Genomic DNA, 14,043 nt, shown 5'->3' on the forward strand with positions numbered 1-14,043 from the left:
TTTTACAATTCAACCGTAACCCATTGTCCATGATAATGGGTTTTATAAGAGATGCGACTTCCATAATTTAACACAAACTAAAGTACAGCTCCACAACTCATCCCTAAATTGACAATTAAGGCACGGTTGAGAGTGACTTTGGCACGTTCAGTTAAAATAAAAAAACAGCTTAATAAAAGTAGGAATTGAATATTTCGTTCGCGTCGAGTGGTAATCACGGTGAGGTAGATCAGATATCTCGGACAATAAGAGCACCAATCCCGGGAACTGAATAGGCCAATTATAAACAACCCAATGTTTTCGGAAATATCAACCGTAATATTTCGTGAATTACAACCGGATGATATCGGTGGATTATCCCGGATGAATTCGTAAAAGAAATAAATCCAATGAAGCTTGATTGGAGATGGGTGACCATCGGCAAATATCTTTGACTTTTGATGATGACGCCCCAAGTTTTAGGCACTGAAGGAGCTGTGAAAGCCATGGACAAACTGCATTTTGAAGGGAAAATTAGTTCTGTTCAGCCGCGCATACGGGTAACGAGATCTTTTGACCAGTTTTCGCATACGTACCTGGGGTACGCGGTGAGACTGGAGGGGGAGCTTGAAAACAGGCCATCCACATTTTCTGTTGGGATTGGCAAAGCGGCGCAGGCGAAGCATCAGCTAAAAGTGAATGATGTCATTTCCGGGTCGTGTCTGCCGGTGGCGGATCCGTCATTGGAGCCGGTTGAATTTTACAAAGTTTCAAAGCTTCAAGTGGTTTCTGTGGGTGAGGCGGGCAGCCATTCAGAGCCTTGGGAACTTATCGCACCGGAGCTTGAGATCTACAGGGAGCGGGGGCACAGACGGCTGGCGGCAAGGACTTATGATACAAAATGCAGCAGCTGCTGCTGGGGTGTGCGAATGGCGGTGGAGATCATTATTGACCAGTGGGATCCCAGGGGACGCGTGGACTACAGAGACGAAACCTTTTGCTACGGGCCGCTGAGCTGCAAGCATTACAAAGCTGGGGCCAAGCGGAGGGTTGAGGGGCGAAAAGGCATGGTCTATGTGGAAGAGGACTGGGTTGATGAGGAGATGACGGGGCACAGGGAACCGGATGAGTAGCGGGGATTGAGGTATGGGGGCAGCGGGCGAAGCAGCTCGTGGACAACATGTGCCGTCAAATTGAGATTAATCTTTAAGCTTTAAACCTAAACAAGACTAAGAAATACGAATAATTTATGGGTATAACCCTAAAACCATATTATTTCTGAAGTGTTTGAGTTCCTTAAATAGTGACAATAACAGGTAAATTTGAAAGGAAGGGGCGCATTATGGGAAAGTTTGATCAGGACATTGAAGCACTCTTTAAAACACTTGTCGCCATAAGACGCAAGCTGCACCAGCAGCCGGAGCTGGGTTTCGAGCTGCCTGCAACTATAGAGACAATCACGGCGGTACTGCAACAGCACCAAATCCCTTACGAGATCGTCGCGGGAAGCGGCATCCTTGCTCAAATCGGTCGCACGGAAGGCCCTGCGATCATGCTGCGGGCGGATCTGGACGCGCTGCCCATTGAGGAGGCGACAAACCTCCCTTATAAGTCTGCCAATGAAAACAAGATGCATGCCTGCGGTCATGATCTCCACGCCGCCATCCTGCTGGGCGCCGGAATTCTCCTCAAGCAGCGTGAGGCGGAGCTCCAGGGCTGTGTGAAGCTGATGTTTCAGCCAGACGAAGAGGGGCTGATGGGGGCGAAGAAGATGATCGAGGCGGGCGTTCTCGAGCATCCTAAGGTCGAGGCAGTTATTGGTCTTCACGTTGTGCCGGGATTATTTCTGGAGACTGGCGACATCATAGGTCAGAGTGGACCGGTCATGGCGGGCAGCATTCCCTTTGAGATTCAGATCACCGGAAAAGGCGGCCATGGCTCCGCACCTGAGAACGCCATTGATCCAATTTACGCTGCGGTGCAGATCTACCAGGCTCTGCAGTCCGTCAAAATGCGCGAGATCAGTGCCCAGGAGCCGATGGTGATGACCATCGGGGAATTCGCCTTTGGGAAAACCTGCAATGTCATCCCTCAAAGCGGGCGGATGTCCGGCACCATACGGTTCTTTAAAAAAGAAGTCGGCGCATACGCCATCCAGCGGATCGAGGAGATTGTCACAGCGCTGGCTGCCGCCCTGCGGGTTGAAGCCACCTTTATAACCGGCGTATTTTTGCCGCCAGTGATCAATGATGCATCACTCACGCAGAAGCTGCTGCCATCTATCCAGGCAGAACTTGGCGAGGACAAAGTCAGGGACTACCAGCATAAATTTATGAGCTCGGAGGATTTCGCCTTTTACGGGGAAGAGGTTCCAGTCCTGTATCTGAACATTGGCGCGGGCTCGAAAGCAGCGGGCTATGACTATTCTCTGCACCATCCTAAAGTAGCGTTCGACGAGAACGCCATGAAGTTTGGCGTCGCGGCGCTGGTGAGCGCGGCACTTGGGTTTTTGGAGTTATAGATACCATCTGCCACTGAATTATCTCGATGCCAGGCGCGATTTTGGTATCTCGGTGCCAAGGAACCGGATGAGTGGCAATGAACGCAAGAAGGAGGTCAACCCCATGAAAATAGTAATGTTAACGGGCAGCCCGCATCTCCAGGGCACCACGGCGCTGCTGGCAGATGAATTTTGCGCTGGTGCTTTAGAGGCTGGTCATGAAATCGTGCGCTTTGATACGGCGCAGCTGAAAATTGAGCCTTGCCTGGGGTGTGATCACTGCAGGATTATCAGCGGCAGCTGCGTCCATGAGGATGATATGAACCAGATTCGCGAGCACTTGCTGGACGCAGAGGCTTTGGTCCTGGTGACGCCGCTATATTATTTTGGGATGACTGCGCAGCTCAAGCGGGCTGTGGACCGGTTCTATGCCATTAATCCGGCGCTGCTTGAAGCGTCTAAAAAGGTTTATCTGATCAGTGCTGGCGCGGATCAGGATCCATGGGCCATGGAGGCACTGGTAGCCCATTACAGGACGATTTGCCGGTATCTGAACTGGGAAGCCGCAGGAGAAATCCTGGCCCTTGGCGCGGGTGTGCCGCGGGATCTTGAAGGGAGCGAAGCGCTGGTTAAGGCGCGGAGGATGGGTAAGGCGTGAGATGAATGAAAAATAAATTTCATGGATTGCTGGAGTAATCCGCTAAACAAAAAAGCCCATTATCGTAATTCAAGATAATGGGCTCCATTTGAAACGAGGCTTCCACATATTAACAATCCTGTTGATAGCATTGCCATTTTTCACTCAGTCGCCATCAAAAATTCAATAATATTGATCACACGGATCCCGGAAAAGTCGCTGTAGATATTTTTATCCATGGTGAGAATGAACTTTGGGTAATGATCAGGGATCGCTTCGAGAGGCCGCAGCTCCCGCGTTCGGGTTTTCTCATCCAGGATGCTTGCGCAGACTTGAAAGTAGGCCTTTTCGTTTGGCTTCGTCGCGACAAAATCCACTTCCAAAGCACCAATTTTGCCGATGGTCACCTCGTACCCACGCCTCAGAAGCTCCAAATAAACGACATTCTCCAAAACGTGTCCATAGTCCGTGTCTCGAAGCCCCGTGAGCTGATTTCTGATCCCCTGGTCGACCAGATAGTATTTTTCCAGCGTCTTGAGAAACATTTTGCCCTTCAGGTCGTAACGATTTGCCTTATAAACAATGAAAGCGCTCTCAAGCATCTTCAGATAATTATCAATGGTCTCGCTGGTTGTCTTTCTTCCGCTGCTGGTCAGGTAATCACTGATTTTCTTCGTGGAAACGACACTGCCAATATTTGACGCAATAAATTTCAAAATACTTTCTAAAAGTGCGGCATCTCGAATGTTGTTTCGTTCCATGACGTCTTTTATGAGCACCGTATTGTAAATGCCCTCCAAAAATGGGCCGATGGTTTCCGGTCGGTCCATAAGATCTGCAATGGTTGGCAGACCACCATACTTCAAATAATCACTGAACGCATCTTCAAGCTTGTTGAGGTCCACAGCATTGAAGTCCAGATATTCCTTAAAGGATAGCGGCAGCATTTTAATTTCCACATACCTTCCGGAAAGCAGCGTCGAAAGCTCTGAGGACAGTAAGTAAGCATTTGAACCGGTAATATAGAGATCAACGTTTGCATCCACGAGAAATGCGTTTATTACTTTTTCCCACGAAGGCACCTGCTGCACTTCATCAAGCAAAATATAATGTCTATCCTTTGAATTCGTAAGTCTTTTTTGGATATAGGCATGCAGTGCTTTATAATTAGTGATCTCGTCGAATTCAAAGGATTCAAAGTTCATTCGAATAATATGATTTTTTGAAATTCCGGCATTAATTAAGTGCTTTTCAAATAAGCTCAGCAGAGTGGATTTACCGCAGCGTCGAATGCCGGTAATAACTTTAATGAGCGGCTTGTCTTTAAATTGGATTAACTTATTAAGGTATAATTCTCGTTGCTTCATAGCCACCACCTCGAATTAAACTATACCTGTTTTTGAGTTGAAAATCAATTGTTTTGCGGTTATAACCTAAAAAAAGAGAGACTGAGGCGAAGTGACCATCGGCAGCATTTTTGAGCAGTCTCTCGTGCGGCTGGCACGATTTTAGAATTCAACTCTGCTAATGTTTTGAGAGTGATGGAATGCTGGGCGGGTACAATGTTAGTAAGATGTCAACAACGCCATGACATCTTACTGGAGGGATGAGGATTTGATCATAAAACTTGTGTTTTTAACTATTTTAATCGCAGTGAATGCTTTTTTCGCTGCTTCTGAAATGGCTTTGATTTCTCTAAATGACAATAAAATAAAGCTTATGGCTGAAAAAGGGGATAAGAAAGCCAGACATTTAGTGAAATTGTTGGGTGAACCCAGCCGCTTCCTGGCGACGATTCAGATTGGCATTACACTGGCAGGCTTTCTGGCCAGCGCATTAGCAGCTGAATCCTTTGCTGATCCTTTGGTTGCTATTTTGGATGCTTATAATTTGCCTGTCTCTGAAGCTGTATTAAAAGCGGGTATCGTGCTTGCTATTACCATTATTTTATCCTATTTTACATTGGTGTTCGGCGAATTGGTGCCTAAGCGCGTCGCCATGAAAAAAGCTGAGGGTATTGCCTTTTTTGTAGTGACACCATTGACGCTATTGTCAAAAATTACAAACCCATTCGTCAAGCTTCTTACTGCTTCTACAAACTTCTCTGTAAGGCTGTTTGGCATTGATCCGCATGCCCCTGATGAGCATGTTACAGAAGAAGAAATCAGAATGATGGTGGATGTTGGAGAAGAAAAGGGTTCTATTCTAAAGCATGAGAAAGTAATGATCAACAACATTTTCGAGTTTAATAATAAAACTGCGGAAGACGTTATGACTCACAGAATGGAAATTGTCGGTATACCGGCACACACTGAATTAAAGGCGCTAATAGAAGTTTTAAAAGTTAAGAAGTATTCTCGAATCCCAGTCTATGAGGAGACTATTGACAATATTATTGGCATCCTGCATGTCAAGGATTTGCTTGATTTGCTGGAGCTGGTTAAAGTGGATGCTGATAGGACCTTTGAATTGTCAGCCTATATGCGGGAGCCGTTCTTTATTCCCATTCAGAAGAAAATTGATGAGCTTTTCGTCGACCTACAGGCAGCCAAAACCCATGTAGGCATTGTCATAGACGAATATGGCGGCACGGCTGGAATGATTACTTTGGAAGACCTGGTAGAAGAAATCGTTGGCAATATTTATGATGAATATGATGAAGAAGAGGACAAGGAAGTTAAGCAAATTGATCCATCTACCTTTGAGGTCAGTGGCATGATCAGTCTCTATGAGCTTGAGGAATATCTTGAGGTTGAGCTGCCAGTGGAGGAATTTGAGACGATGAATGGTTTTTTTATCAGCTTGTTTGGGAATATTCCGCCAAAAGGGCAAGTGAGTCAAGTGGAATTTGAGCATTTGCTGATTCAAGCTGTAGAGGTGACGGATAAACGCATTGAGAAAATGATTATTCAGGTCATGGATCGTGGGGAAGCGTAATTTTTGGTGGGGGACTGGGCCGGCTTGAGCATTTGCCGGAAGACAAGACAAGGAAGCCGTGTTGTGGCAGGTGGGTGAGAGGGTGACCATCGGCAAATATCTTTGATTTTTGATGCTGACGCCCCCAGTTTTATGCACTGAAGGCACTGAGATAGCCATGGATAAACTGCGTTTTGAAGGAAAAATTAGTTCCGTTCAGCCGCGCATACGGCTAACCAGATCTTTTGACCAGTTTTCGCATACTTACTTAGGGTACGCGGTGAGAATGGAGGGAGAGCTTGAAAACCGGCTATCCATATTTTCAGTTGGGATTAGCCAAGCGGAGGGTTGAGGGACGAAAAGGCATGGTCTATGTGGAAGAGGACTGGGTGGATGAGGAAATGACGGGGTACAGGGAACCTGATGAGTAGCAATGAACGCATTAAGAGGAGGCGCTGGTTATGAAATATTTAGGATCATGTCTTTGCGGTGAAGTTACGTTCGAGATAGAAGGAGATTTTGAAAATTTTTATCTTTGTCATTGTGGGCTATGTCGCAAAGATACTGGTTCAGCGCATGCCGCCAACCTATTTTCTTCCACAGCCAAGTTAAGATGGCTGTCTGGTCAAGAAAAAACGAAAACCTTCAATTTTCGTTCAAGGGGACATATAAAAAGCTTTTGTCTTAATTGTGGATCTGCTTTGCCAAATATTCAGATGGATGGAAAATTGCTGGTCGTTCCTGCGGGAAGTATTGACGGTGATTTGAACATAAAGCCGCAAGCACATATCTATTATTCAAAAAAAGCGAACTGGGATACTGAGCTTGAGAACGTACCAAAGTTTGAAAAGCTCCCAAATGAATGAGAATTAGGGATATGAGTGGAGCGTGCGTAATGGGAACCATCGGCAGAGTTTTGGCTTTGGTTTATTATGGGATCAAAGAGGGGATGCCGATGGTTTTTTAAGGCACCAATCCGGAGATCGCCAAAATGAGCCTGCCTACTCAGATTCAGAGCCTTGATCCTCATGATGATTTCCAGGTTTTTCGATCTTCACTGATTTTTTCATCATTGAGACAACATGCCTGTTATCCAGGGTATGACCTTGTCGTGTCAATTTCCTGAGCTGCATGATCTCCGGCAGCTCTGCCAACACGTACAGAATGGTGATGGTCAGCGCAAAAACCACTTCCAGACTATATAGACCATTGCGAAAAGCGAACCAAGGGATCGTTAGAGCAACCCCACCTACAAAAGAAAACATGGGAGCGAAACGCCCAAACAGCATCCCGCCAGCATGGGTCACCAGCAAACCCACGGGGCTGATGGCCAGCATCATCCCCATGATGCTTGAATTTCCGCCCCCGCCTGAAAACCGGTGCCAGACTGGCCAAAGATGTCCAACCAGTACCGCCACTGCTGCCAACAAATAGTAAGGAGCCTCAGGAATCATGATCTTTATGATCAAAGTTGGCAAAAATGCTTTTAAAGCATCGAGAACGCTGACCATTATGCCCCAACGTGGGCCAAAGGCAATCATAACATTAGTTGCGCCTACAGCATGGGAGACCAGTTCAGCCTGAGCATCTGTAGTGGGTGTACGAATCAAGGTCAGAGGCTCACCTGGTTTTAAAATTGCAAACACAATGCGGGCAAATGATATTGAGCCAATCAAATATCCACAAACGATTGTCAGTATGAAGATTAAATGAGATGCCAAGAGAATGTCCTCCCCTACTTTATAACAAAACAACATCGCCGGTGTAACCATTGACGGCGACTTGAACGCCGTCCTCAATGCGGCAAGCTCCCGCGACGGATACAACAGCAGGAATGCGGTATTCCCGGGCGACGATTGAACTATGGGACAGCATGCCGCCTGATTCTGAAATGACAGCCCCCGCTTTAGCAAACAGTGGCGTCCATCCAACATCCGAAAACGGAATGATCAATACATCTCCATCCTGAACTTTTTCAAATTCGTTAATGCCTTGAATCACCCTTGCCGGACCTGAGTAAGCACCAAGAGAGGTGGGAATACCCCGTAAAGAATCCTGTACATAAACCATTACTGGTGGCTGCTCAGATCCCAAGATCATCTCTGGTAAAACAGCACTGCGGTATAACGCCATAGCCCTTTGCCGCGATGAAACCAAGTCCTGCTGTGGTGCTGACTGCTGGTTCTCAAAAAGCTTTATGAGCTCATCCCAATGCAGATAGTAGATGTCTTCCCGATCATCAATGACGCCCCCGGCGACCAACTGTTCAGCAATGTTGATAAAACAAGTTCTAAATTGGCCATATCCAAAGGTATACAGGGAACTGATTTCTTCACGGCTAACAGCAAATCGACTTGTACGCCGGTAAATGATGCCTGTCATAATCCGTTGCATCCAAGGAATCTTCAGATCTTTGAAACGCAAAGATGGATGTCCGTTTTTTACCGCCTGCTGTGGTCTTGCAATCATGCGCCGGATCAGTTCAGGCGTTTCTCGCCATGGAACACTGGAACAGTCGTTCCCGCTGTCGCTGAAATGTCCAAAAACTTCCAAAAACTTGTCAATATCCTGCTTCAAACGCGCCTCTTGTTCATCAGACAATGGATAGGCGCCATCCGGATCGCTTACCACATTTTCAAAATAACACGCGTGCAGCGCTTGTAAGGTATATTGAGGATTATATTTTGAGGCAGCTTCCCTGCTCCCCTCAAGCTCCAGCATGCGAACATCATAACCATACTGCTTCAAAAGGGCAGCCAGCAATTGATAGTGCATCATGGCCAATAAGGGGATAATTATATTATAGTAAGCCACTTCCTGTGTCTCATCAAAAATCAACGAAGCCTTTTGCAGCCAGTCTTCCGGTTTCAGGTCCGCCTTCATACTTGCGATCAGGTTATCGTAGGCAACTTTTTTGTTTTTAACTAAGCGTTGGAGACGGTGGTGAATCCCAATAAAACTTAATGCAAATACAAATAGTCGTGGTAATCGCGGGATTATTCCGAAACCGGGATGCATATGGGGTTTTTCCGGTCCATCTTTCTCCAATCCAAATAATAATTCCAGAGCCTCGCCCGGCAAGCCCAAACGCTCGAACACACGTGCAAAAATGCCCATATTGAAGTAGGCTCGGTTGTAAAAATAACCCGTTAGGCTATCAGGGTCCCATGAAGGGTTTCCTGTAAGTCGAGTTAAAATATTGACCCAAGTTGGATTAATCAATCGAGTATTAACGGACCATACCAGAGGTTTGATAATCCCTGGCAACATTTCACGTGCAATTCGGTTGGAATAGACCGGAATATCCAGTCTTGTAATTGGGCGAACTTGAAGGAAATAAAGCTTTTCACCATCCCATGCCCATTCCAGATCCGCTGGACGCTTATACTTTCTGGCAATAGAGGTGGCTTGTTCGACAATGTCTCTTGCCAGCGATTCGCTCATTTCACTCTCTTCAGGCTTCTGAGTCCATTTGCCCCACTTGCTTACCCAACGGTCCGGATCCCGACGCTCCTGAATTTGTGATTCACCCAGACCAGCACCCGCTTCAATAATCGTATCAGACAAACTCGTTACAGGATTTTTAGTGAAAACCACCCCAGAAAACTGAGCTTGTACCATTTCTTGGATGATGACGGCCATACGTGGAACTTTACCCTCAGACATAATGCAATTCCAATATGCCTTAAACTCTGGGGACTCCAGGGATGCCCAAACATTAACAACAGAATTAAGAATATTTTCAATTCCCTGTACTTGGAGAAAGCTTTTGAATAGCCCTGCACAAGAAAAATCACCTGAATCTTCTACAGAGGCAGAAGAACGCACCGCATAAAATTTGTTTGGATCAATCCGTTTGAGCAGTTCTTTGCGAAGGGTCATCAGTGTAACATGACTGTCTTTTTTATGATCCTCGCAGGCCGTCCATATGATGACCCAGCTATTTGGAACCGCCCTTCCTTGACGCACTAAAAAATGAATATTCACTGCCTTGCTGCCTGCATAAGGGTGCAGCCTTCTACTGGAAAGCGAGTAAATGTAATGTCTGGCCATTTAAATCACACCTTTCAGGCATCTCGATTCATTTTTTTCTCGTCAACAAGACATTCATTATGAATTATAAAGCAATTGCGAATAATGCAATTTGCCGGAATCTCATATAAATATTACCCCTTTGCTGCACCCAACCCTCAAGAATATTGAGTTTCCTGATGCGGGCCCGTACCGTGCCCGTACCTGGTACGATTTTTGGAACGCTAACGTAAAACTAATTTGTAAAGTCTGCAATCACACGATCTCAGCAAAAACAACTTCATCATCTTCACTCAGCGTGACAGGTACAGATCAAAGAAGATGATGGGTGGGGAATGGGAACCATCGGCAAAGTCTTGGCTCTACTTATTATGGTTTCAAGGCGTACCAAAACAACCTGGGCTAAAAATTAAACGCATTGAAGGAGGCAATCATGGGCCATCTCACTGCAAAAAACGGCTATGAAAATCTTGTCGCGCGGTTAAATAAATTTCCACAGGGGGCACCGCCTTCAGAAACCCTGTACAAAATTTTGGGCATTTTGTTGGATGAAAGGGAAGCGGAGCTGATTTCAAAGCTGCCCATTCGCGCATTTACCGCGGACACTGCAGCGAAGCGCTGGGCAATGTCTGCCCATGAAGCCGCTGAAATCCTGGACAGCCTGGCAAGGCGGGCACTGCTGGTGGACATCCTTAAAGGGGAGACCACCTATTATATCTTACCGCCGCCTATGGCAGGCTTCATTGAATTTTCCATGATGAGGATCCGGGAGGACATTGATCAGCACAGTCTTGGGCAATTGCTCTACCAATACATGAACATTGAAGAGGATTTTATCAGAGCGCTGTTTTTTGATACAGACACAAAAATTGTCAGGGCCTTTGTCAATGAGCCTGCGCTTTCTCAACCGGAGATGCTCGAAATTATGGATTATGAGCGCGCCACGGAGGTCATCAAAGGTGCGGCGCACATTGGCGTGGGGGTCTGTTATTGCCGCCACAAGATGGCTCATGTGGGGAAGCAGTGCGACGCACCTATGGAGATCTGCATGACCTTTGGCAACGTGGCAGATTCGCTGATTCGATCAGGGTATGCGAAGCGCATTACGTCAGAGGAATGTCTGGTTCTGTTGAATCAGGCGTATGCCCACAATCTGGTTCAGGTCGGGGAAAATGTTCAAAATGAGGTGGCGTTTATTTGCAACTGCTGTGGCTGTTGCTGTGAAGCACTGCTGGCGGCAAAGAAATTTGGCACAACACTGACGATTGCCACCACAAATTATCTGCCACAAATCAGCCATGAAAACTGTACGCGCTGCGGAAAATGTGTTCGGGTGTGCCCTGTTGACGCGTTGGACTGGGACCGGGAGAAAAGTCCGGAGCGCTTGCGTTTGAAAGAAGAAATGTGTCTGGGATGCGGCGTTTGTGTGCGGAATTGTCATTTTGGAGCGCTTGAGCTTATAAGGCGGGAACGCAGGGTGATGACACCGGTCAATACAGTGCACCATGTAGTGCTCGCGGCCATTGACAAAGGCATGCTGCCAAATTTGATTTTTGACAATGATGCCCTTGCCTCACACCGCGTGCTGGCTTCAATTTTGTCTGCCATTTTAACCATGCCGCCCGCAAAACAGCTGCTGGCCAATGAACAGATCCGGTCAAAGTATTTGGCGAAGTTGATTAAATAGCCGCGCTGAGATTTGCTGGTATTTAAGCGGGTGGGGTGGGAATTCTTTTTCGCATCTTCTTATCAAGTGTCAGGCACCGAATAAGGAAGTACTGGTAACACTTTCGAAAGGTAAGTTCAAAACTTCATTGGCAAAAATGAAAGGTAGTCTTGAAGGTCACCGTCGGCAATAAAGCACTCAATGATCTGGCGGCCAAGGGGGTTGAGGTCTGGCATCAGGAATTTCTCAAGCTCCTTCTTGAAGAAATCCGTCAGGAGGGCGGCGCCAAAGTCGTAGCCCTCTTCGCCGACTTCCGGCTGGCGGTCGACTTCCAGGAGCTCCCTTGGGATATAGGCGCCGTCGACCTTGACACTGGTGAGGGCATAGCCCAGCAGAATGCAGCGGGCGGGCTGCAGCTGGCCGGGGCCAAACTTGGCAGTCCCTCTGCGCGCCAGATATTCCCGTGCGATCCACTGGGGCATAAAGTTGACTTTATAGGCACCTATGTGCTGGTTTGGCACCAGGATGTAACGGGTGCTGGAGGCTTCCCTAAACTGCTGAAGGAGGAGATTCGCCTGATCCACCTGCTTGCCGGGGGAGAATGGCCAGTAGGAGCCTACGCCTTCGCTGCTGAGACCTTTGGTATCTGTGATGCTGGGATTGTTATAGCCCCGTGGCGCTACCAGCTGCCATAGCCAGGCCAAGGCTGGGGGCAGGACGTGGAACAGGCCAAGGATTCCATAGGTTGGGTTTTCTCTGGTACAAGGTGGCATCCTGACACCAAAGCTTCGCAGGTCAATTTCCACCGCGTCGTCCACAATGTTGGGCACAAAGCGCCGCGGGAGGATGACCCTTGGGTTCGGGCAAGGCTTGCCGGGGGCGTCCAGGGTGTGCTCCCAGAGCAGGCAAGTGGCGTCCGGCACGGTGCTGTAATTGAAGAAGATCAGCGGCTCTGGCGGATGGATGGTCAGGGCTTCGAGATATGGGTCGGTACCGTAATGTTTGATGTGATCCGTATGAATAAACCAGCCTTCCTCTGCGTCCTTCACCAGAAGTTTGTGATTGCCGTTTTGAAATCTTGGATGGCACAGCGCCATGTCGTCGGTCACCGGCCGCAGCTCGCAGGTTTCCTTGATGTCGTGGTAGAGACGTTCTGAGGTTACCAGGTTTTCGCCGAGAAGGATGCGTCCGTCCAGTTCTCTATGAATCTGCTCTGTCATCTCGCTCTTTCCGCCGCCGCTGGCGCCCTCGTGCATAATGGTCAGCACATTGTCGTAAGGTGTGATGACCACGACGGTGGAGCCATGGGCGGTGACCCAGCCTTCCTCCTCGCCAATCTTGATGAGCACACCATAGACGCCTTTTTTGGCGCTCGGTCCCGGGTATAGGTTGTAGGAAAAGAGCTCATAGACGTCTTCCAAACGATTGTGTACCACCATTTGCTTGCCTTCAAAGTGAGTGTGGCGAAAGGTTGGGGCCAAATAGATGATGGCTTTTGGCTTGTAGCCCTGTTTAAGCTGATGCCCTGGAATAAAGCCCTGGATGTCCGCGAGGGCTGCGGCGAAGAAGCCCGCGTTTTTAGGCCCAACCAAGAGCGCCGGGTAACCAAACTCCGGACCGCCGGCCATGAAGGGCATGACAATCAGTTCCTGTTCTGCAATCCAGTCGAAGCTGCTGGCTCTGAGGGCCTCAAAGTCGTTGCCGTAGCGGTCGCAGTAGGTTTGTTTGTCTGTACCTTTTTCATCCGCGATCACCATGCAGTCGGGGTCCCGGCGCCTTAAATAGGGCTCCATGTAATTAGTGACAAGTCCGTTGCGGCATTTTGCGACCGTGGCTTCCACAATGTGGCCTTTGCCGGGTATGTTGTAGGCGACTTCCAGGAAGTTGGGGTTGTGGGCTTGGTCCCGTTCCTGCTCCCCATCAGATATCCCCATAGCCAGGTTTAAAAGCGCCTCCCGGCTTTCTGGCACGGTGATGCCCTTACAATCCGTTAGAAGCTTTGTTAAGACCTCCGGTACTATCATGCGCGTAATGATGCTTTCCATGAGCTGCGCCCCCTTTCTAAATGCAGATGGGTTCGAAGGTTGTCGTATTGAGCGGGTATAGTATAATGAGGTAGTGCTGTCAAGAACAATGGCGCTGTAAATTGCAGAGGGTGGATATAAGACCACAAGCTTTGAATATTTATACCCCGTAGGACCAGAGAAGTTTCAATTTTTGGTGGGGGACTGGGCCGGCTTGAGCATTGCCGGACGATAGAACGAGAAAGTAACTTTTGGGCGGGTGGGTGATAGGGTGACCATCGGCAGAAAA

General features: G+C 47.9%; 11 protein-coding genes. 7 read left to right on the forward strand and 4 right to left on the reverse strand.

Translation table 11 applies throughout. The features are described from left to right. Nucleotides 1-485: 485 nt before the first annotated feature. From BLP63_RS05190 to BLP63_RS05200, 3 genes are all read left to right on the forward strand, one after another. Nucleotides 486-1,112: a hypothetical protein gene (locus BLP63_RS05190; protein WP_092589852.1), complete on the forward strand. Its 627-nt coding sequence runs from the start codon at nucleotides 486-488 to the stop codon at nucleotides 1,110-1,112. 209 nt (nucleotides 1,113-1,321) lie between these two features. After that, the gene (locus tag BLP63_RS05195; protein WP_092589853.1) at nucleotides 1,322-2,500 is read left to right on the forward strand and encodes a M20 metallopeptidase family protein; all 1,179 of its coding nucleotides are present in this window, start codon (nucleotides 1,322-1,324) and stop codon (nucleotides 2,498-2,500) included. A 103-nt stretch (nucleotides 2,501-2,603) separates the two neighbouring features. Further along, nucleotides 2,604-3,137 carry a flavodoxin family protein gene (locus BLP63_RS05200; protein WP_092589854.1) on the forward strand — a complete coding sequence of 178 codons (534 nt, stop codon included), beginning with the start codon at nucleotides 2,604-2,606 and terminating at the stop codon, nucleotides 3,135-3,137. 140 nt (nucleotides 3,138-3,277) lie between these two features. On the opposite strand, the gene BLP63_RS05205 is transcribed toward BLP63_RS05200, so the two are convergent. Beyond that, nucleotides 3,278-4,483: an ATP-binding protein gene (locus BLP63_RS05205; protein ID WP_092589855.1), complete on the reverse strand. Its 1,206-nt coding sequence runs from the start codon at nucleotides 4,481-4,483 to the stop codon at nucleotides 3,278-3,280. 247 nt (nucleotides 4,484-4,730) lie between these two features. Between BLP63_RS05205 and BLP63_RS05210 the strand changes: the two genes are divergently transcribed. From BLP63_RS05210 to BLP63_RS05215, 3 genes are all read left to right on the forward strand, one after another. After that, on the forward strand, nucleotides 4,731-6,053 hold the full coding sequence (locus BLP63_RS05210; protein ID WP_170829302.1) for a hemolysin family protein: 1,323 nt from the start codon (nucleotides 4,731-4,733) through the stop codon (nucleotides 6,051-6,053). Nucleotides 6,054-6,331: 278 nt separating this feature from the next. Then, complete coding sequence (locus tag BLP63_RS17170; protein ID WP_278278123.1) at nucleotides 6,332-6,463, forward strand: hypothetical protein; 132 nt, start codon at nucleotides 6,332-6,334, stop codon at nucleotides 6,461-6,463. Between the two features lie 30 nt (nucleotides 6,464-6,493). Then, nucleotides 6,494-6,898 (forward strand): GFA family protein, encoded by a 405-nt coding sequence (locus BLP63_RS05215; RefSeq protein WP_092589857.1) that lies wholly within the window; start codon nucleotides 6,494-6,496, stop codon nucleotides 6,896-6,898. A gap of 135 nt (nucleotides 6,899-7,033) precedes the next feature. Here the strand turns inward: BLP63_RS05215 and BLP63_RS05220 are convergent, their stop codons facing one another. Both BLP63_RS05220 and BLP63_RS05225 read right to left on the reverse strand, forming a co-directional pair. Then, nucleotides 7,034-7,753: a glycerol-3-phosphate acyltransferase gene (locus tag BLP63_RS05220; RefSeq protein ID WP_170829303.1), complete on the reverse strand. Its 720-nt coding sequence runs from the start codon at nucleotides 7,751-7,753 to the stop codon at nucleotides 7,034-7,036. Nucleotides 7,754-7,772: 19 nt separating this feature from the next. Further along, entirely contained in the window at nucleotides 7,773-10,085 is a 2,313-nt protein-coding gene (locus BLP63_RS05225; protein ID WP_092589859.1) for a PEP/pyruvate-binding domain-containing protein, read from the reverse strand. A 412-nt stretch (nucleotides 10,086-10,497) separates the two neighbouring features. Here BLP63_RS05225 and BLP63_RS05230 point away from each other — a divergent pair, with 412 nt between their 5' ends. Next, entirely contained in the window at nucleotides 10,498-11,751 is a 1,254-nt protein-coding gene (locus BLP63_RS05230) for a 4Fe-4S dicluster domain-containing protein (RefSeq protein ID WP_092589860.1), read from the forward strand. Nucleotides 11,752-11,867: 116 nt separating this feature from the next. Here BLP63_RS05230 and BLP63_RS05235 read toward each other — a convergent pair whose 3' ends face one another. After that, nucleotides 11,868-13,775: a DUF4914 family protein gene (locus BLP63_RS05235; RefSeq protein ID WP_092589861.1), complete on the reverse strand. Its 1,908-nt coding sequence runs from the start codon at nucleotides 13,773-13,775 to the stop codon at nucleotides 11,868-11,870. Nucleotides 13,776-14,043 lie beyond the last annotated feature (268 nt).

The sequence above is a fragment of the Acidaminobacter hydrogenoformans DSM 2784 genome (assembly GCF_900103005.1).
In the GTDB taxonomy this organism is placed as follows: Bacteria; Bacillota; Clostridia; order Peptostreptococcales; family Acidaminobacteraceae; genus Acidaminobacter; species Acidaminobacter hydrogenoformans.

What these genes read in the sequence shown, in the direction of transcription:
- BLP63_RS05190 (WP_092589852.1), top strand. Translation starts at nt 486, where the DNA reads ATGGACAAACTGCATTTTGAAGGGAAAATTAGTTCTGTTCAGCCGCGC.
- BLP63_RS05200 (WP_092589854.1), top strand. Translation starts at nt 2,604, where the DNA reads ATGAAAATAGTAATGTTAACGGGCAGCCCGCATCTCCAGGGCACCACG.
- BLP63_RS05230 (WP_092589860.1), top strand. Translation starts at nt 10,498, where the DNA reads ATGGGCCATCTCACTGCAAAAAACGGCTATGAAAATCTTGTCGCGCGG.
- BLP63_RS05235 (WP_092589861.1), bottom strand. Translation starts at nt 13,775, where the DNA reads ATGGAAAGCATCATTACGCGCATGATAGTACCGGAGGTCTTAACAAAG.
- BLP63_RS05215 (WP_092589857.1), top strand. Translation starts at nt 6,494, where the DNA reads ATGAAATATTTAGGATCATGTCTTTGCGGTGAAGTTACGTTCGAGATA.
- BLP63_RS05225 (WP_092589859.1), bottom strand. Translation starts at nt 10,085, where the DNA reads ATGGCCAGACATTACATTTACTCGCTTTCCAGTAGAAGGCTGCACCCT.
- BLP63_RS05195 (WP_092589853.1), top strand. Translation starts at nt 1,322, where the DNA reads ATGGGAAAGTTTGATCAGGACATTGAAGCACTCTTTAAAACACTTGTC.
- BLP63_RS05205 (WP_092589855.1), bottom strand. Translation starts at nt 4,483, where the DNA reads ATGAAGCAACGAGAATTATACCTTAATAAGTTAATCCAATTTAAAGAC.